The organism is Halomonas sp. DP5Y7-2, from assembly GCF_019802025.1.
GTDB classification, from domain to species: Bacteria; Pseudomonadota; Gammaproteobacteria; order Pseudomonadales; family Halomonadaceae; genus Halomonas; species Halomonas litopenaei_A.
Map to the genome: position 1 here is coordinate 659,173 of NZ_JAHVHY010000004.1, position 17,566 is coordinate 676,738.

Below are 17,566 nucleotides of genomic sequence, written 5' to 3' on the forward strand. Positions count from 1 at the left end.
AAAATATTGTCGCTTTGCCTCAGGCTTTTATGACGACCAAGATATGTATATACATATTGTGTGGCTCGTCGAGATCGTCGTGCCACGTCTCAATAACAAGACGCTGGAGGACTGGCACGATGAAGCCATTGGAAGGGGTCACCATTCTTGATCTGTCGAGGGTGCTGGCGGGGCCCTATTGCACCGCGATGCTGGCGGACCTGGGGGCGGACGTCATCAAGGTCGAGTCGGACCATGGTGATGACAGTCGCCACATTGCACCTTATGTCCAGGGGGAAAGCCTGTACTTCTCGATGCTCAATCGCGGCAAGAAGAGTGTATGTCTGGACCTCAAGGATGCCACCGATCGCGAGCGTTTCTTCACTCTGTGCGAAGGGGCGGACGTACTGGTGGAAAACTTCCGTCCGGGCGTGACCGAGCGCCTGGGTATTGACGAGAAGAGCCTGGGTGAGCGCTTTCCGTCGCTGATCTACTGCTCGATCTCGGGCTTTGGTCAGACGGGCAGCATGCGGTCAAAGCCCGCCTACGACATCATTGCGCAAGCACTGTCGGGACTGATGGCTGCCACCGGTCCCGAGGGAGGGCACCCCACGCGGATTGGCGAATCGCTGGGAGATGTCTGTGCTGGCATGTTTGCGAGCTGGTCAATCTGTGCCGCCCTGTTTGCACGGGAGCGGGATGGAGAGCGCCCTGGCTGTCACCTTGACGTGTCGATGCTCGATTGTCTGTTCGCCATGCAGGTCACCAATCTGGCGCAGTTCATCGCTGGTGGCCCCACGCCTGCGCCTATCGGCAACCGTCATCCGCTGTCCGCTCCGTTCGATAGCTTCGAGGCCAGCGATGGCCAGGTGATTATCGCCGTCATCAATAACCCGCTGTTTGCCCGCCTTGCCGAGTGCATGGAAGCCCCTGAGCTGTTGACCGATCCGCGCTTTGCCAATGACGAGCAGCGTTGCATCCATCAGGCCGCACTCAAGGCCGAGATCGAACGCTGGACACGTCACTACTCGGTGAAAGACGTCTGTTCGCGTCTAGATGAAGCAGGGGTTCCCGCTTCCCCCATCTGGGACATTGCCCAGCTTGCCGAATCACAGCATGCCGAGGATCGCCAGCTGTTACTCGACATGGGGCAGTGGAAGTCCCCCGCCCAGCCGGTTTTCTTCAATGGTCAGCGGGTCGTCTGCCATCGCCCCGCGCCGACGCTCGGTCAGCACACCGTGGACCTCGATCAGGAGATTGACGCATGAACTTTACCTTCAATGAAGACGATATCGCGTTTCAGGATGCCGCCCATCGCGTCTGCGCCGATGTGCTGAAGACCCATGCAGCCCATTACGACGAGACCCGGGAATTCTGCCAGGAGAGCCTGCGTGCCCTGGGCGAGCTGGGCTTCTGGAGCATGAACCTGCCTTCCGAGTACGGTGGTGTCGATATCTCCAGTATTGGCATGTCCCTGGCAGTGGAAGAAATTGCCTACCACTGTGCGGCGACCTGCTCGTCGCTGACGGCGCACTTTCTCGCCACCGACTCGGTACTGATCGGTGCCACCGAGGCACAGCGGCAGGCGCTGCTGCCGCTGTGCGCAAGCGGTGAGAAACTCGGCGCTTTCGCGCTGACCGAACCTGGTGCCGGTTCCAACCCTGCCGAGATGCGAACCCGCGCGGTGCGCGCCGCTGACGGCTGGCATCTGACTGGCACCAAGCACTACATCACCAATGGCGCCTTCGCCGACTTCCTGGTGGTCTACGCCAAGACCGACCCTGACCAGGGACATCGCGGTATCTCGGCCTTCCTGGTGGATCGTCATACGCCCGGGATCAGCTTCTCCAGCCCAGAAAAGACCCTTGGTCTGCGTGGCAGCCACATCTACGAGATCGGCTTTGACTGTGTGCTTCCCGATGACGCCCTGATGGGGGAGGAGGGCGCGGGGTTCGCGACCGCCATGGAAGTGCTGGACCGAGGACGTGTCGAAGTGGCGGCGATGAGCGTGGGGATTGCCCGAGCTGCCTATGACGCCTCCATCGCCTGGTCGAAGGAACGCATCATCGCAGGCAAGCCGCTGGGCCGACACCAGGGCATTCAGTGGATGTTGGCCGAGATGCATGCCCAGTTAGAGGCGGCACGGCTGGTCACCTACAAGGCGGCGGATGCACGTGATTCCGGGCAGCGCTTCAGCCTAGAGTCCGCGGTAGCCAAACTGGTGGCGTCCGAGGCTGCGGCCAAGGTGACCGATGCCGCGGTGCAGGTACATGGCGGGTATGGCTACATCAGCGATCTGCCGATCGAGCGCTATTACCGCGATGCGCGCATCACGCGGATCTTCGAGGGCACCTCGGAAATCCAGAAGATCATCATCGGTCGAGCCATCACGGCGTAACACCCGAACAAGGAGATATCACCATGAAAATCCTCGTCGCGGTGAAACGCGTCATCGATTACAACGTCAAGATCCGGGTCAAACCGGACCACTCCGATGTTGACCTCAGCAACGTCAAGATGGCCTTGAATCCCTTCTGTGAAATTGCGGTGGAAGAGGCCGTTCGTCTCAAGGAAGCGGGAGTCGCCAGTGAGGTCGTGGTGGCAAGCATTGGCCCCCAGGCCGTCCAGGAGCAGTTACGTACCGCACTGGCGCTGGGAGCCGACAGAGCCATCCACGTCGATGCCCCGGCGGCGCTTGATGCGTTGGTCATCGCCAAGCTGCTGCAGGCGGTGGTCGCAGCGGAAAAACCTGGGCTGGTGCTGCTGGGCAAGCAAGCGATCGACTCAGACAACAATCAGACCGGGCAGATGCTGGCTGCGCTGATGGGCGTACCCCAGGGCACCTTTGCCTCCCAGCTGAGCGTTGAGGGTGATGCGCTGCGGGTCACCCGCGAGATCGATGGTGGGCTTGAGACACTGGAGCTGACGCTGCCGGCGGTCATCACTGCGGATCTGCGCCTGAATGAGCCACGCTACGCCAAGCTTCCGGACATCATGAAGGCCAAGAAGAAGCCGCTGGATCGCTGGACGCCGGAGGAGCTGGAGGTCGTCGTGACGGCTCACCAGCGGCTGCTCAAGGTAGAGCCCCCCGCCGAGCGACAGGGAGGCATCAAGGTGAGCTCGGTCAGCGAGCTCGTGGAGCGACTCAGAAACGACGCCAAGGTGATCTCATGAAGCTACTCGTACTGGCCGAACATCATCAGGGACAACTCGCTGCGGCCACTGCCAAGGTGGTGGGTGCCGCCAGGCAGATCGCGGACTGCCAGCAGGACGCCAACGTCGAGATCGACGTTCTGGTAGCAGGCCTTCAGGTCACTGAAGTGGCGCAAGGCGCTGCCGGCATCGAGGGCGTGAGTCGGGTCCTGTTGGCAGATTCATCCGTCCTTGACCATCAACTCGCCGAGCCTATGGGCGAGCTACTTGTCACCCTTGCCGACGGCTACACCCACGTGCTGGCAGCGGCCTCGACCACGGGCAAGAACGTGTTGCCGCGTTTGGCGGCGCTCAAGGACGTGGCACAGCTTTCAGAGATCGTGGCGGTGATAGACGAGGACACGTTCAAGCGGCCGATCTATGCAGGCAATGCCATTGCCACTGTCCAGAGCCTAGACCCCATCAAGGTCATCACCGTCAGGGTCACCGCCTTTGAGGCAGCGGGCAATCGCGACCAGACCGCTCCAGTATCGGTGCTGCCTGTCACGGCTCATAACGAGCACTCGCTCTTTGTCAGTGAGTCCCAGGCCGCCAGTGACCGGCCGGAGCTGGGCTCGGCCAGGGTCGTCATTTCCGGCGGTCGTGGAATGGGAAGTGGCGACAACTTCGCTCTGCTCGACGGTATCGCCGACGCCCTTGGCGGGGCCATTGGTGCTTCGCGGGCCGCGGTCGACGCCGGCTATGTGGCCAACGACCTGCAGGTGGGGCAGACCGGCAAGATCGTCGCGCCCGAGCTCTATATCGCCGTCGGCATCAGTGGGGCGATCCAGCACCTGGCGGGAATGAAGGATTCCAAGGTCATCGTGGCCATCAACAAGGACGAGGAGGCGCCGATCTTCCAGGTGGCCGACTACGGCCTGGTAGCCGATCTGTTCCAGGCCTTGCCGGAGTTGGAGAGCGCTTTGCAACACCGCTAGACAGCCTGCGCAGACGACGCAGACACCAAGCGACGGGCCGGAGCATGGTCGTCCGGCCCTGTCACGGGCGCATACCGTGACACCTTTTGATTGCCAGCCTCCACTGGAGACACAACATGAATAATCCCAAGGTGGCATCCACATCATCTAGCGCTGGACTGATCTCGCTGGCAGGCAGCTTGATCGGTCTGGGCATCTTCTTTCTACCGCTTCCTGACGGTGACGGACAGATGACCATCCCCCTGGTCATCATGATCAACCTGCTGAAGCAGACCCTGGGGGGAGCGCTGAATTTCATCACGCTCGGACTGATCGTACTGCTGTGTGTGACATGGCTGATGTCACGTATTTCCGGGCATGAAGGACTCCGGCGTTATCATCGTCAGGACGGCACCATGACCGGCATCACCTTCCTGCTGGCGGCGGTGTTCGCTGGGCTGCTGGCGTTTGGGGTCGGCCCACAGTGGCTTTTGCATGAGGACGTCGGCGGGCTTGCCTTGTACCTTGGCGGCAGCGTCTTCCTGACTGTGACCATCGCCGGCTTCTTTGTCATCTTCCTGACTGAGTTCGGTTTTCTGGAGTTCGTCGGCACGCTGATGGAACCCTTGATGCGCCCCCTCTATCGCTTGCCTGGAAAGTCTGCGGTGGATGCGGTGGCGTCTTTCGTGGCGGCACCCGCGGTGGGCATCTTCATCACCAACAAGCTGTACATGGAAGGCCACTATACCGAGCGTGAATCTGCGGCCATTGCCACCAACTTCAGCATCTGCAGCCTGGGCTTCTTTGCCTTGCTGGCCTCCATTGGCGGCATCATGGCGTATCTGCCCCACATGATCCTGGTGTCCTTTGTCATCAACTTCACCGTGGCGGCGTTGATGGTCAGGATTCCGCCGCTGTCGCGCAAGCGCGATGTCTACTTCGCGGGTAACCCGCAGACGGCTGAAGATCTTCAGAGCACCAGTGACACCCCTATTATCGCTCGTGCCTGTGCCGCGGCAGCCGAGCGCGCCGCACAGACCCGTCTGGATGTGTTCTACAAGGGGTTTTGGGAAGCCATTACCTTCGCCCAGAAAATCGTCGCCTACATTCTGGCCATCGCCACACTGGCGCTGCTACTGGCCACCTATACGCCTGTCTTCGACATGCTTGGCAGCGTGGTTGAGCCGCTGATTTCAGCGCTGCAACTGCCAGATGCCAGCGCCATTGCGCCTACCGTACTGGTGGCGATCGCCGAGATTGCTCTGCCGGCCATCATCATCTCTGGGGCAGAGGTCGACCCCATGGCGGTGTTCTTTGTCTGCACGCTGTCGACGGTGCAGATCATCTTCTTCACCGAAAGTGCCAATGCCATGCTCGAGTCCAAGATTCCGCTGACGGTGCTGGATCTGGTCGTCGTGTTTCTGTTGCGTACCCTGGTGGCCTTGCCGATGGTGGCGCTGGCCACTCACCTGTTGTTCTAAGCCTGGTCTTCGAGGTCCGGCGTCTCGCTGGACCTTGGTCACTCCTCATAGGCTGTGCCCATTGGCATCACGGGTGATCACCGTGGTGCCTTTTTTCCGTTGCGCCTGCCTGGCACAACACGCCAGCGCCCCGCTCGACAAGAGCGGGGCGCTGGCTGATGCACGTCGTTGTCAGGTTCAAGCCAACACTTGCGTTACGTAGGGGCAAGAACCTTGGCGAGATGGCTTACTGAGCCGTGATGACGGCCATCACCAGGTTGCCATCTACCTTGACCGGGCCATCTTCGCTGGCGCCAAGGGTGTACTCGAAGACGCCGGTCTGGTTGCCGCCATCTTCGCCGTGGAGCATCAGCATCAGCATGTCACCATTGGCCACTTCCTCTGTCAGGATCGCGGCAATGTCAGTGTTCTCGCCAGCCTTGAGCGGAGCGTAGCCGACTACCGGACCCGGCTTGTGGCTGTCATCGGTGCGGTGAACGACCATCCAGCCGTTGTTTTCGGCAACGATGCGTTCTGCCGTCACGGTGCCCTCGGCAACGGACTGGTCGTCTGCCCACACGCCAAGATCATGGGATCCTTCCATGTCCGCATGATGGTCGGCATGGGCGCCAGCGGTGAGGAAAACTGCTGAGCTGACGAGGATGCTTGCTGTCAGTTGTTTGAACATCATTCTCTCCTGGTGCAGTTGACTGGCTTTGGCTCTCGGGCCCGTGGTGTGGCGCCGAGTCACTGTCAGATACGTAGCCTCTGGGCACAAAGTTTCAGTGGCGAGGTTTTTTTGATCGCTGTGCCTTTGATCGCTGTGCCTTTGATCGTTGTACCTTTGATAAAAAAGGCCGCCGGGAGGGCGGCCAAGCAGGGAAGTGGTGAGGCGAACAGGTGGCAGGCATGCAACGCTCACCCTCGCGGAAGACGCCCTCGCGCCGCTATGGTCGCGCCACTATGACCGCGCCCTATGGCGTGGGGCACTGCAGCGGGGGCACGCTGGTATGCCGTTGGCTGCTCGCTCGCCAGCAACAGATACGTGTCATGAAAGGCAAAGGTTTCATGAACGACAAAGGTTTCAGTCAGAGACTGGGAAAACAGCGCACTGTTGAAGTTCGCTTAAGGCGCTGCTGTCCCGGCGACTGACGTTGGGAGAACGCTGAAGGAGGCACTTCGCAGGACCCCTTGGCAATAGATCAGAGGAATCCACGGGGCCTGAGCTGGTGCTGACAAAGCCGACGCGGCAGAGAGGAAGGCCTCCTCTCTGCGGTCATGGCTAGAGACGCTGGTTGCCGGGGGCCTGGGTGGGATACAGATACCCATGAATGGCGGGGCCCGTGGGCTGGCCGGTGGGTGAGCCTCCTGAAGGCTCGACACTGATACCAAAGGTGGCCCGTTTCAGCAGCTCGGGCGAGTACTGCTGCAGAGCGCTCTGGTCGATGCTCAGGTCGTCGTCCAGGACCCCCACCGACTGTGGCGTCGGCCCAAGGGAGGCTTCCTTGATCCATAGCTGGTAAGAGCGATCTTCCATCGGCTTGGCGGTAACGGGCATGACGTGCAGGCGGCGCTGTTCAAGATTGACGCTCAACATGAAGGCGGGTTGCTGGTCGTCCTGCTGGAACACCGCGACAAACTGGGACTGGTCGGGAGATGACGTCGGTGCACCCACCAGCAAGGCCGCCAGTATCAACGCTGCGGCAGAAGAGACCCCAGCCATCCCTCGCCAGATGGTTATACGACGGCGCAGCCGGGTAACCCGATCATCGCTATGCTGCAACGCGGCCCGAGCTTCGACAGCGTCGATACGTCGCTCGATACGCGCCAGCAGGTGAGGGCCAGGAGCAATGGACTTGACCTCATCACCGAGGGGCGCGAGCCGTGCCTCCCAGGCCTGGATCAGCTGCTCAAGCTCGCCATCTTGCTGGCGTTGCCGGTGGACCTGCTGGCGCTCGGAATCGTCGAGTGTGCCGAGTACAAACTCGGCGGCAAGGAGGTCCTTGTCAGTAAGATCGCTCATGTCGACAAGCATCCTTTCAATTGCTTGAGAGCGCGATGCAACCAGGTCTTGACGGTGTTGACGGGCTGCCCGAAATGGGTGGCCAGGTCGGCCCTCGACCAGCCGTCCAGATAGGCCAGCCGGACCATCTGGCTGCGTGTCTCCTCCAGTTCCTCCAGGCACTGCGACAGGCGGTCGGAGGACTCGTCCTGGTCTCGCTGCTCGAAGGCCGAGGCCTGGGTAGCTGCGGCGTTCTCCAGGTGACTGTCGTCCTCACTCTGGTGGCGGGGTGCTCTGCGCAGGTCATCGATGGCCGCATTGCGGGCGATGGTCGCCATCCAGCCGATGACGGAGCCGCGCTGTTGATCGAAGCGATCTGCCTTTTGCCAAATGGTCACGTAAACGTCCTGAATGACATCGTCTGCCCACGTTGTGTCCTTGAGGATACGCAGCACGGTGCCGAAAAGTTTCGCCGAGGTTGCCTGGTACAGTTCGGCAAATGCCTCTCGGTCGCCCTTTTCCACTCGAGCCAACAGCATCACCAGCCTGTCTTGAGGAGACTGCGCATCACTCGGCGCGGACGTGTCAGTTTCCAGGCGTTGGACATGCGTCATTCATGGGATCTCTGTGACGGGGGCGTGTTGGGCAGCGTGACGCGGCCGGCCGGTTCGGGTCAAGTGGCACAGGACGGGGCGATTCAGGCCGGTAGCTGGTCTGGCGGGATGCCGTGAGCGCGTAGCGGCTGATCGACCAGCACCTGCGTGGCACGTTCCTCCAGAAGGCGCCTTAATTCGGCTGCAGGGACGGGCTTGCTGAACAGGTATCCCTGGTACTCATGCCCTTGAAGCTTGCTGATAAACGCCAGCTGCTCCGAGTTCTCGATCCCCTCGGCGATGATATGCAGCCCAAGGCTTCGGGCCAGTGAGATGACGGCCCGGACGATCGCCGCGTCCTGGCTGTTGTTGGCGATGTCTTCCATGAAGCTGCGATCGATCTTCAGGCGATCGACGGGCAGGTTCTTCAACTGGGTAAGGTTCGAGTATCCGGTACCGAAATCGTCAATGGACATCAGTACCCCAAGCTCCCGCAGGGTGCCCAGGACTTCCATGGCGCGATCCGGGTTCTGCACCAGGCAGGTCTCGGTCAACTCAAGTTCCAGCAGGTTGGGCGGAAGGCCGGTATCGGTGAGCACGGTCTTGATGGTGTCGACGAAACCTCGGTGGTTCAGCTGAATTGCCGAGATATTGACGGCTACCGGCAGGGCCTGGCCGGTTTCCTCCATCCACTGACAGGAAAAGCGACAGGCCGTGCGCAGGACCCATTCACCCAGTGGCAGTATCAGCCCGCAGTCTTCCGCCAGAGGAATCGCTTCATCGGGGGCAATCTGGCCGAGCTCCTCATCGTGCCAGCGCAAGAGGGCTTCTACTCCCGCCACCTGGCCGCTGTGCACATTGATCTTGGGTTGGTAGGCCAGGGTCAGACCGTCGTTGTCGAGGGCATGGCGTAGGCGCTGTTCGAGGATGCTGCGGCGGTCCGCCGCGTGGGTCATGTCAGGCGCAAAAAACTGGTAGGTGTTGCGGCCGTTCTGCTTGGCGCTGTACATGGCGGCGTCGGCATGCACCATCAAGTCGTGGCGGGACCTGCCGTGTTCCGGGTGCAGGCTGATCCCCAGGCTGGTGGAAACCTTCACCATGCTCTTGTGAATCTGGAAGGGCTTGTCCAGCGCGCTGAGAATTCGGCGCGCCATGGCCTCTGCATCGCCATGTGTGATGTTGGGGCCCGCCACGATCATGAACTCGTCGCCACCGACCCGGGCGACCAGGTCGCCATCGCGCACCGCAGACTTCAACCGGGCGGCGGCTCCCTTGATCAGTTCGTCACCGGCATGGTGTCCCAGCGAATCGTTGACCTGCTTGAAGCGATCCAGGTCGACGAAAAATACCGCGAAGCTCGCAGACTCGGTGGCAATCATCGCGTCCAGGTGCTCTTCGAGCTTGAGCCGGTTGGGAAGCTGCGTCAGCGCGTCCTGGTGGACCAGATCCTTCAACTCTTGATTGGCGCGTTGCAGCGAGTCGGCCAGCAGCGCATTGCGCGACGACAGGTGGGCGTCGTAGATGGAAATGAGCAGCGCCGTCACCATGATGAAGATCGATGCCAATGCCACAAGGAAGGCGAGCTGACCGTTGCCCAGGCCGCCGGCATCGACGGCCATGGGCACGCGCTGATAGCTGGTAGCAGCCATGCCGGTGTAGTGCATGCCAGCGATGCCGACGGCCATGATCAGCGCAGCAAGACCCCGCTGCCATAGCGGAGATCGTATGCCTTCACGGTTCAGTCGAAAGGCCAGGGTGAGGGCGAGGGCTGAGGCGACAACGGCAACGGCGACCGAGGCCAGAAACAGATCGATGCGATAGCGCAGCTCGGTGATCGACAGCATGGCTTCCATGCCGATGTAGTGCATCAGGCACACGCCAGTGCCCATGATGATGGCACCGGATGTCAGCCTGGGCCAGGTGAGCCGGCCTCCCTGCACGGTCGCCAGGGCCAGCGCCGAGGCGAGCAGGGCGGCCAGCAGTGAGACAAGCGTCAGCGGGATGTTGTAGGCGGAACGGGAAGCCGTATCCATGGCCAGCATGCCGACAAAGTGCATCGACCAGATGCCGGTGCCCATGGCAAAGGCGCCTCCGGCTAGCCAAAGCTGCCGAGCCAGTCCGCGACTGGACTTGACCCGGCCTGCCAGGTCCAGCGCGGTCAATGAGGCAATGGCGGCGATAGCGAGACTCAACACGACGAGCGCGGGATGATAGGACGCAACGGTATGGTCCATGCAGGAGAGATCCTCAAGGAGTGATAGCGGTGTTGGCCGTAAAGGCACCTACCATACCTTTAGAAGAAACTCCGCGCTGGTTTAACTTAACTTCATGTCTTCTGTTTCTTATTTTTCTTCGGTATGTCAGCGGTATAGCGGTAATGCTCTAACTGCCTTTGTACATGTCGGAGGCCGTGGCGACCGACGTATCAGGGCGCAAGCATCAGTGAGCGATGTTAGGGTAGTCCTGATCCAAGGCCTGCCGGATCGTCCGGGAGGCCATCGACAGGAGGTCCCATGAACACTCGCAGTGAAGGCATCGTGATTGTTGGTGGTGGAGCCGGCGGCCTGGAACTGGCCATTCGTTTGGCCAAGGCCGGGCACAAGGACGTGTTGCTGATGGATCGCGATGCGACCCATGTGTGGAAGCCTCGTCTGCACGAGCTGGCGGCGGGTTTCACCCGGGCAAGCGTTGATGAGCTGGATTACGCTGGTTTGGCGCAGCAGTGGGGATTTCGTTTCGAACAGGGCGAATTGGTTGACGTGGACGCTGGCCACAAGCGTCTTACCCTGGCGCCATGGAAGGACGACAACGGGCGTGTACTGGTCGCCGAGCGACAGCTGTCGTTTGACGCACTGGTGCTGGCACTGGGGGGCGTGACCCCGGACATGGGGGTCGACGGCGTTCTCGACAATGCCTTCCTGCTCGATAGCGAGCGAGACGCAGAACGACTGTATCGCCATTTCTCGGCCGGTCTGCTGGCGCGCCGCTCCCAAGGGTGCAGCGATCCCTATCATGTCGCCATCGTGGGAACAGGGGCGACCGGCGTCGAACTGGCTGGCCTGCTGGCTACCGAGGCCAGGGCATCCAGCATGGCGCCCAAGGAGATCCAGCCCGAGGTCAAGGTCACCTTGCTGGAGGCAACCGACACCTTTATGCCTGGCATGGACGACGAAGTACGGCACGTCGTGCAGGCTCGTCTGCAGGAGGCCGGGGTCGACATCCATACCGCGCAGCAGGTCAACGCGGTCAGCGCCCAGCGTGTCACCACCGAGGGTGGTCAGTCCTTCCCCGCCGACATGACCATCTGGGCGGCCGGACGGGTTGGCCCATCGCTGGCGAGTCGAATGAAGGGGCTTGCGGTCAATGACAAGCGCCAGTGGATCGTTAGGCCGAGCCTCCAGGCCATGGACAATGACGCGGTGTTTGCACTGGGGGATTGCTCCTGGATCGAGGAAAGCCCGGTGCCTCCTACCGCTCAGGCCGCCAGCGAGCAGGCCGAACACCTGGCCCGAGAACTGCCGCGTTTTCTGGCAGGAGATGACCCGGCCCCCTTCCGCTACGAGGACAAGGGGACCCTGCTGTCCTTGGGCGAGGCGGGCAGCGTGGGTACCCTGCGCGGCGTCTTTGCTGATGACATCACGCTGCGCGGGCGCCTGGCCCGAGCCGCGTATCAGGGCCTGCAGCGACAGCATCAGTTCCTCTTGCTGGGCCCCTGGAAGGGCGCTGCCGAAGCGGTGAGCGATGCCTTCGGTCGCTCAGTAGGCCCCCGTCTCAAGGTCCACTGAGCCCAAGCCGGCTCAGGCCGGATCAATCGTCAGCAGCAGGCGTCGACCGCCCGACGCCATGGCGGGGCTGCGATGGACCAGGCCCCGCCCTTCATTGCCGGCCCAGCCATCTCCCTTCAACAGCGCCAGGTCCCCTGGTGCCAGCTCCCGAATCGCGCTTGGCTCGCGCAGCACGTCGGGCTTGTCCGGGGTCGGAGCGCCCAGTCCCTGACGATTGACGGCAAACTCCGGAAGCCATTCGCTGCCTGCGCCGACATAGGTCGTGACCATGCGCACAGGCAGCTTGTCACAATGGAAGCGTGGGCACATCGCGGCATTCATCAGGCGCAGTCTGACCCCCAGGCTGTCAGTGTCGAACAGCATTCCCATGGCCTCCGTCAGCAGCAGGACGTCGTCGATCAGTGCTGTCGCTTGCTCAGCCGCAGGCAAGCTGCGCAGCAGGGCCTGCTTCATGTCCGTATTGGCGGGACCCAGCCACTGAAAGCTCCACAGTCGCTCGCTGTGGCATTGGGCTTGAGCGCTGCTTGCCAGAACGGCAGGCAGGGCCCGTTGGAGCACGGAGATGGTGATAGTGTCTTCATAAATTCGGGGCAACACGCTGGCCTCGGTACCCATCGCCCAGTGTGGCACGCTGCTGTGAGCCTGCAGGGGCGCTGCGGCGGCCAGGGAAGAGTCGACCAGCGCGCTGCTTGAGCCAAGAGAGAGGGAGGGCGCGACGGAGCGCGGCTGAGAAAGCGACATGGAAGGAAGGCTCCTGGGAGATTTTTATATGTTATATCGTAACAATATGCCTGATGAAAGCCCCCCCTTATCCCCCTGCATTGGCGCAGCCGACAGGATCTCGTCTCTGATATAAGCACCCAGCGGTGACGTGGTCCCTGAGTGAGGAACCCTGAGCGAGTATTGGGGGAGAGACGACGGTGTCAGGTGGCTCTGATCAGCCCTTCAAAAGGGGCGATGGTCCTGCTGTCCGGGAAGACGGTGGTATCCAGTGCGGCACGCTGCAGCCCCAGATGATCTCGCAGCACTCCCTTCAGCACGCTGCGAATATCCTGCGCGGCGACAAGGTCTCTATTGTCGCGAAGGCGAGCGAGCCCCGGCCAGTCGCCGTGGACCTTGCCCCCTCGGATGGCGCCGCCAGCCAGCAGCACGCAGCTGGCGGTGCCGTGGTCGGTGCCACCGCTGCCGTTGACGCGAACGGTGCGACCGAACTCGGTCATTACCACCACGGCTGTATGCCGCCAGCTAGCGCCGAGCTGCCGATGCAGCGCTGACAGGCCGTGATCCAGGTCGGCAAGTTTGCGCGCCAGTACGGCGTTCTGGCGCGCATGCGTATCCCAGCCCTGGTCATCGATCAGCGCCACACTGGCTCCCTCGGCAGGTGCCAGAAAGCGTCCCGCCGCCGGCATGATGTCCTCCAGGCGGGAACCGCCCACCACGTCATCAGAAACGATGCGCTGCATCTCCAGGGCTCTGGCGAAGGCCGGACCCAGCCGCTCGTCGTGTCGATAGAGCGCGTTCATTCTGGCGGCCAGCACTCGGGTAGCGTCCGAGGTGGGGGCGGGGACCCAACTGGTGATGGGGGCGGGCCCTCGAATCATCAAAGGGCGGTCATCCGTGAGGCTGACGCCTTGGGTGTGAGCCTGTTCGCCAACGGCTCGATTTAGCCAGCCGGTGCGACTGCCACCCGGATGGTCGGTGCCGTTCTCCAGGCAGTCCTGGGCACTGAAGTGTGAGCGCCCCCGATAGGCCTGGCCGCAGGCGTGTATGGCGGCCATGTCACCGGCCAGGAAGCGTTGATGACAGAATGACAGCGCAGGATGCAGCGCAAAGGTGTCATTCAGCATAGGGGCTGACGACTGCAGTGCCGCCGCAAGGTCTCCGCGCAAGCTGGCGTATGCCGGATCACCGGGGCAAGGAAGTGCCGTCAGACCATCGAGGGCACCACGCAGCAATACCACCACCAGACGAGGACGCGTCTGGAGTGTCTCGGCCCTGGCGAGGGGTGGCCATAGCCACATGCTGCATCCCAGCGCCAGGCGTCCGAGAAAATCACGTCGATTCAGCATGGCAGCCTCCGTAGCGAATCCCCAGGGTTCAGGATCGAGAGTGTCGGGAATGAGAAGGTCGAAAATGAGAAGGTCGAAAAGGAGGATGTCGGGGGACTAGCGCCACTGGAATTCCGGGCTTGCCAGCACCATGGCTCGGCCCATCCCAGGGGGCTGCTGGCTGATCGCGACGGCAGTCTCCTCGCGTAACCTGGGTCCCAGGCAGTGCTCCGCCAGAGCCAGCGGTTCCACCGTACTGTCGCGTCCATGGCGGCGTGCCAGTGCAACGCGTCGATACAGCGCATCCGCGCCGATCCAGTCACGGCTGTCGTCACTCCAGCCGGCGGGAGAGCCCGGCCAGAAGGGGCGCTGGCCGAGTAGGCGCAGCTCCTGCTCCCACTGGTTGCCGGTCGCAGGTGGGGTCTTGTCCAAGGCGCGATAAAGGGCCACCAGGAACTCCTCTGGCCGGCGAAATTTGTGTGCCCCGGGCTGCCAGGCAAGAGGATGACGGAAGAGGGTACGGTAGAGTTCGGCAAGGTCGCCGTCATGGTCGCGAAAGCTCCTGGCCAAGGCGCTGACCAGCTCTGCCCGAGGATGGTCTGCCACGAAATGGCGGGCAAGCTTGCGCGCGATGAAGGTAGCTGTCGATTCATGCTGTGCCAGCAGGCGCAGCATGGCTTGACCCTGACCGGCGCCATCTGCAGAGAAACGTTGCCCCAGCAGGGTTCGTGGACCTGGTTCATGGGCCGCTTCGTGAAAGACACTGCCATGGGAGCCCAGTTCAGGTGGGGTCGCGGCCGGCGGAATCTCCAGCGGGGTGCGCCAGCCGGTAAGCGCCTGGGCCAGGGCGACGACATCAGCTTGGTCGTATGGCCCGTCGACGCTCAGGGTGTGAAGCTCGAGGATTTCCCGGGCCAGGTTTTCGTTGAGCCCCAGAGATTGGGGTGAGGCCCGTCGGCGAGCGGCGCGAGCAACGGCCGAGGAAGGACCGACAGAGTCTGCGTTTTCCAGGTACAGCAGCATGGTCGGGTGCTGCTCCACTGCCAGCAGCAGGTCGCTGAAGCGGGAGGTGATGTTGGGGCGGATGGCCTCGCGCTCGTAGGCACCGGGTAGCATCACGACCTTGCCGCGATCAGCGGAAACACAGAAGTGGTTGCTCCAGAACATCACCCAGCGTTCCAGCACCGGGGCACCCGTCAGGCACTGCTGTCGTGCCCGAGCTTGTCGTTCCGCCTGCATATCGCGACCAAAGCGCTGGGACAGGCGCGGTAGCGAGGCCCCGCCAGCTGCCGTCTGCCGGGCCATGCGTCGCCGTGCCTCGGCATGGTCGCGCTGAAACTGGGCGAAGCGCTCCAGATAGTCGAGCGTGGAGGGCAGTGGCGTCCCTCCGGGGCCTAGCAGGGCCTCTTGGGGCGCTTCCAGCTGGGCCAGCACCCAGCCTTGGGGATCGTGAGCAATCTGCTCGAGCTCACCTGGCCGGGGACCCAGGCCGAACCGACTGGCAGCGATTTCCGCCAATACCAGAGCATCAGACACCACAGCGACTCCTGAAGACGAAGGCCATGCTGGCTTTGGCCGGGGAGGAGGCGCCAGGTTCCCTTATCCCTTGAGTGGCGGCTGATTCGGCAAGGTATCGAGGTTTTCGCGTGCGGCGGGGTGGAGAGAAGGGTGAGAGAAGGGCGAGAGAAGAGCGAGAGAAGAGCGAGAGGGCCGGCGAGAAACGTTGGTGAACGCTTCTCTGATAGTCGCTTGCTACGGGGTATGCAGGGCCAGGCTCAGCAGCACCCGTTGGCCTTTCTCGATCCGCGACACGCTGTGCTGGTAAAGGTCAGGCCGGAACAGGATGACCCGGTCGAACAGGTTGAAGATCACTCGCTCCGTCTCGAACACGCCTCCTGCCTTGGGCGCCTTGAGAATCATGTTCAGCTTGAAGTACCGGCCGCCGCCCATGGGGTCATTATGACGATAGACGCTATGACCCTCCGGGTAGGTGACCAGATTGGCGGTCAGTCGCCCCCAGTCCAGCAGGGTGCGGTTGATGACGCGTGCCATGGTGATGCTCCTCATTGGCTGTCCAGCCGGTATTTAGGAGGCTATTCAAACGCATCTTGAGCAATCACTCAAATTCTTTTTGCAGCTGCCATGACCTCAGTTGACGGCAGGGTGGAGGCACAGAGCCGCAAAGCCGAGCAGCGCTACGCGGCATGCGGCCGAGCGTTACCATGGAATCGTGCTGACGCAGCAGTATTGGCACATGCGCCTCATGACGAGGCGCGTGCTTTCAGGCCTTGGATGACTGCGCCCAAAGATTGATGCCGCCATCCACCGCGTAGCGGTCGATCTCTGCGAGCTCTGCGTCGCTGAATTCTGGGTTGTCCAGTGCTCTGACGCAGTCGACGACCTGTTCCGACCGGCTGGCGCCAATCAATGCGGTGGTAACTCGGCCCTGGCGCAGGACCCAGGCAATCGCCATTTGGGCCAAGGTCTGGCCCCGTTGCGCGGCGATATCGTTGAGCGCCCTTACCCGCCTCAGGTTGTCGTCCGACAGGTGGTCCTCGCGGATGGCGCCGCCCTTGGCCAGACGGCTGTCCTGGGGCACACCATCGAGATACTTGCTGGTCAACAGTCCCTGGGCGAGGGGCGAGAAGACGATTGAGCCGATGCCTTCCTCGTCGAGAACGTCGAGCAAGCCGTCATCTTCGATCCAGCGATTGATCATCGAGTAGCTGGGCTGATGGATGAGGCATGGTGTGCCCATGTCGCGCAGCAGTCTGGCGGCCTCGCGAGTGCGTTCTGGGCTGTAAGAGGAAATGCCGGCATAGAGCGCCTTGCCGGAGCGCACGGCGTGGTCGAGCGCTCCCATGGTTTCTTCCAGCGGCGTCTCGGGGTCGAAGCGGTGGGAATAGAAGATGTCGACGTAGTCGATGCCCATTCGCGCAAGGCTCTGATCGAGGCTCGACAGCAGGTACTTGCGGCTACCCCATTCACCGTAGGGCCCAGGCCACATGTGGTAGCCCGCCTTGGTGGAAATCACCAGCTCATCGCGATGGCCGGCAAAATCCGAGTGCAGAATGCGTCCAAACATCTGTTCGGCACTGCCGGGGGGCGGGCCATAATTGTTGGCCAGGTCAAAGTGGGTGATGCCGTGATCGAACGCCGTGCGGCAGATGTCGCGTGCGTTGTGCTCGTCGGCGTTGTGGCCGAAGTTGTGCCACAGGCCGAGCGACAGTGAAGGTAGCTTCAGACCACTTCGACCACAGCGCTGGTAGCGCATACGTTCATAGCGGTCTGCTGCAGGATGGTAGGTCATGCTGATTTCCTCCGTGACAAGGGGCGGACATGAGGGGCCAAGGGGGGAGCGCCAGGACCTGGAGCATGCCCAGGGTTCCTGGGTGATGACGCGTGCCGGGAAGCTACACTCTGGCTGCCCTCACCCTGGCCGACCTCACTCTGGCTGCCCACACTCTAGCTAGCGCTAGCGTTCGCTAGAAGTCAGTAGCGAGAAAACATTGTTCGTTTAGGTGAACAGTAAGGCCTGTCACCGATCATTCAGCAAGGGTAGAGTTTTACTGCAATCACGGCGTCATTCG

At 62.0% G+C, this 17,566-nt stretch carries 15 protein-coding genes; 6 read left to right on the plus strand and 9 right to left on the minus strand.

Annotation, left to right across the window (positions count from 1 at the left end; translation table 11 throughout):
* Positions 1-119 precede the first annotated feature (119 nt).
* From KUW18_RS09695 to KUW18_RS09715, 5 genes are all read left to right on the plus strand, one after another.
* Positions 120-1,247 (plus strand): CaiB/BaiF CoA transferase family protein, encoded by a 1,128-nt coding sequence (locus tag KUW18_RS09695; protein ID WP_222561266.1) that lies wholly within the window; start codon positions 120-122, stop codon positions 1,245-1,247.
* Positions 1,244-2,377, plus strand: a complete 1,134-nt coding sequence (locus tag KUW18_RS09700; RefSeq protein WP_222561267.1) for an acyl-CoA dehydrogenase family protein — start codon at positions 1,244-1,246, stop codon at positions 2,375-2,377. The genes KUW18_RS09695 and KUW18_RS09700 overlap by 4 nt, the downstream gene beginning before the upstream one ends.
* A gap of 23 nt (positions 2,378-2,400) precedes the next feature.
* Entirely contained in the window at positions 2,401-3,153 is a 753-nt protein-coding gene (locus KUW18_RS09705) for an electron transfer flavoprotein subunit beta/FixA family protein (RefSeq protein ID WP_222164302.1), read from the plus strand.
* Positions 3,150-4,109, plus strand: a complete 960-nt coding sequence (locus tag KUW18_RS09710) for an electron transfer flavoprotein subunit alpha/FixB family protein (protein WP_222561268.1) — start codon at positions 3,150-3,152, stop codon at positions 4,107-4,109. The genes KUW18_RS09705 and KUW18_RS09710 overlap by 4 nt, the downstream gene beginning before the upstream one ends.
* A 116-nt stretch (positions 4,110-4,225) precedes the next feature.
* Positions 4,226-5,569, plus strand: a complete 1,344-nt coding sequence (locus KUW18_RS09715) for a YjiH family protein (RefSeq protein WP_222561269.1) — start codon at positions 4,226-4,228, stop codon at positions 5,567-5,569.
* Positions 5,570-5,795: 226 nt separating this feature from the next.
* Here the strand turns inward: KUW18_RS09715 and KUW18_RS09720 are convergent, their stop codons facing one another.
* The 4 genes from KUW18_RS09720 to KUW18_RS09735 all read right to left on the minus strand — a co-directional run bounded on the left by KUW18_RS09720 (position 5,796) and on the right by KUW18_RS09735 (position 10,377).
* Positions 5,796-6,236 carry a hypothetical protein gene (locus KUW18_RS09720; protein WP_206944788.1) on the minus strand — a complete coding sequence of 147 codons (441 nt, stop codon included), beginning with the start codon at positions 6,234-6,236 and terminating at the stop codon, positions 5,796-5,798.
* 594 nt (positions 6,237-6,830) lie between these two features.
* Positions 6,831-7,571 (minus strand): anti-sigma factor domain-containing protein, encoded by a 741-nt coding sequence (locus KUW18_RS09725; protein WP_222561270.1) that lies wholly within the window; start codon positions 7,569-7,571, stop codon positions 6,831-6,833.
* Positions 7,568-8,164 (minus strand): sigma-70 family RNA polymerase sigma factor, encoded by a 597-nt coding sequence (locus KUW18_RS09730; RefSeq protein ID WP_222561271.1) that lies wholly within the window; start codon positions 8,162-8,164, stop codon positions 7,568-7,570. Before KUW18_RS09730 ends, KUW18_RS09725 begins: the two co-directional genes overlap by 4 nt.
* Positions 8,165-8,247: 83 nt before the next feature.
* Positions 8,248-10,377, minus strand: coding sequence for a putative bifunctional diguanylate cyclase/phosphodiesterase (locus tag KUW18_RS09735; RefSeq protein WP_206944785.1), 2,130 nt, complete (start codon positions 10,375-10,377; stop codon positions 8,248-8,250).
* 279 nt (positions 10,378-10,656) lie between these two features.
* On the opposite strand from KUW18_RS09735, the gene KUW18_RS09740 reads away from it, so the two are divergent.
* On the plus strand, positions 10,657-11,928 hold the full coding sequence (locus KUW18_RS09740) for an NAD(P)/FAD-dependent oxidoreductase (protein ID WP_222561272.1): 1,272 nt from the start codon (positions 10,657-10,659) through the stop codon (positions 11,926-11,928).
* Between the two features lie 12 nt (positions 11,929-11,940).
* On the opposite strand, the gene KUW18_RS09745 is transcribed toward KUW18_RS09740, so the two are convergent.
* The 5 genes from KUW18_RS09745 to mgrA form a co-directional block, all read right to left on the minus strand.
* Complete coding sequence (locus tag KUW18_RS09745) at positions 11,941-12,669, minus strand: DUF1826 domain-containing protein (protein ID WP_222561273.1); 729 nt, start codon at positions 12,667-12,669, stop codon at positions 11,941-11,943.
* Positions 12,670-12,851: 182 nt separating this feature from the next.
* Positions 12,852-13,997: a DUF1501 domain-containing protein gene (locus KUW18_RS09750; protein WP_222561274.1), complete on the minus strand. Its 1,146-nt coding sequence runs from the start codon at positions 13,995-13,997 to the stop codon at positions 12,852-12,854.
* Between the two features lie 96 nt (positions 13,998-14,093).
* Positions 14,094-15,512, minus strand: coding sequence for a DUF1800 family protein (locus KUW18_RS09755; protein ID WP_222561275.1), 1,419 nt, complete (start codon positions 15,510-15,512; stop codon positions 14,094-14,096).
* 216 nt (positions 15,513-15,728) lie between these two features.
* Positions 15,729-16,028, minus strand: coding sequence for a hypothetical protein (locus KUW18_RS09760; RefSeq protein ID WP_222164292.1), 300 nt, complete (start codon positions 16,026-16,028; stop codon positions 15,729-15,731).
* A 229-nt stretch (positions 16,029-16,257) separates the two neighbouring features.
* Entirely contained in the window at positions 16,258-17,286 is a 1,029-nt protein-coding gene (gene mgrA / locus KUW18_RS09765; protein WP_222561276.1) for an L-glyceraldehyde 3-phosphate reductase, read from the minus strand.
* Positions 17,287-17,566: the final 280 nt, after the last annotated feature.

Coding starts and splice junctions, on each gene's coding strand:
- KUW18_RS09695 (WP_222561266.1), top strand. CDS start 120: ATGAAGCCATTGGAAGGGGTCACCATTCTTGATCTGTCGAGGGTGCTG.
- KUW18_RS09700 (WP_222561267.1), top strand. CDS start 1,244: ATGAACTTTACCTTCAATGAAGACGATATCGCGTTTCAGGATGCCGCC.
- KUW18_RS09705 (WP_222164302.1), top strand. CDS start 2,401: ATGAAAATCCTCGTCGCGGTGAAACGCGTCATCGATTACAACGTCAAG.
- KUW18_RS09710 (WP_222561268.1), top strand. CDS start 3,150: ATGAAGCTACTCGTACTGGCCGAACATCATCAGGGACAACTCGCTGCG.
- KUW18_RS09715 (WP_222561269.1), top strand. CDS start 4,226: ATGAATAATCCCAAGGTGGCATCCACATCATCTAGCGCTGGACTGATC.
- KUW18_RS09720 (WP_206944788.1), bottom strand. CDS start 6,236: ATGTTCAAACAACTGACAGCAAGCATCCTCGTCAGCTCAGCAGTTTTC.
- KUW18_RS09725 (WP_222561270.1), bottom strand. CDS start 7,571: ATGAGCGATCTTACTGACAAGGACCTCCTTGCCGCCGAGTTTGTACTC.
- KUW18_RS09730 (WP_222561271.1), bottom strand. CDS start 8,164: ATGACGCATGTCCAACGCCTGGAAACTGACACGTCCGCGCCGAGTGAT.
- KUW18_RS09735 (WP_206944785.1), bottom strand. CDS start 10,377: ATGGACCATACCGTTGCGTCCTATCATCCCGCGCTCGTCGTGTTGAGT.
- KUW18_RS09740 (WP_222561272.1), top strand. CDS start 10,657: ATGAACACTCGCAGTGAAGGCATCGTGATTGTTGGTGGTGGAGCCGGC.
- KUW18_RS09745 (WP_222561273.1), bottom strand. CDS start 12,669: ATGTCGCTTTCTCAGCCGCGCTCCGTCGCGCCCTCCCTCTCTCTTGGC.
- KUW18_RS09750 (WP_222561274.1), bottom strand. CDS start 13,997: ATGCTGAATCGACGTGATTTTCTCGGACGCCTGGCGCTGGGATGCAGC.
- KUW18_RS09760 (WP_222164292.1), bottom strand. CDS start 16,028: ATGGCACGCGTCATCAACCGCACCCTGCTGGACTGGGGGCGACTGACC.
- mgrA (WP_222561276.1), bottom strand. CDS start 17,286: ATGACCTACCATCCTGCAGCAGACCGCTATGAACGTATGCGCTACCAG.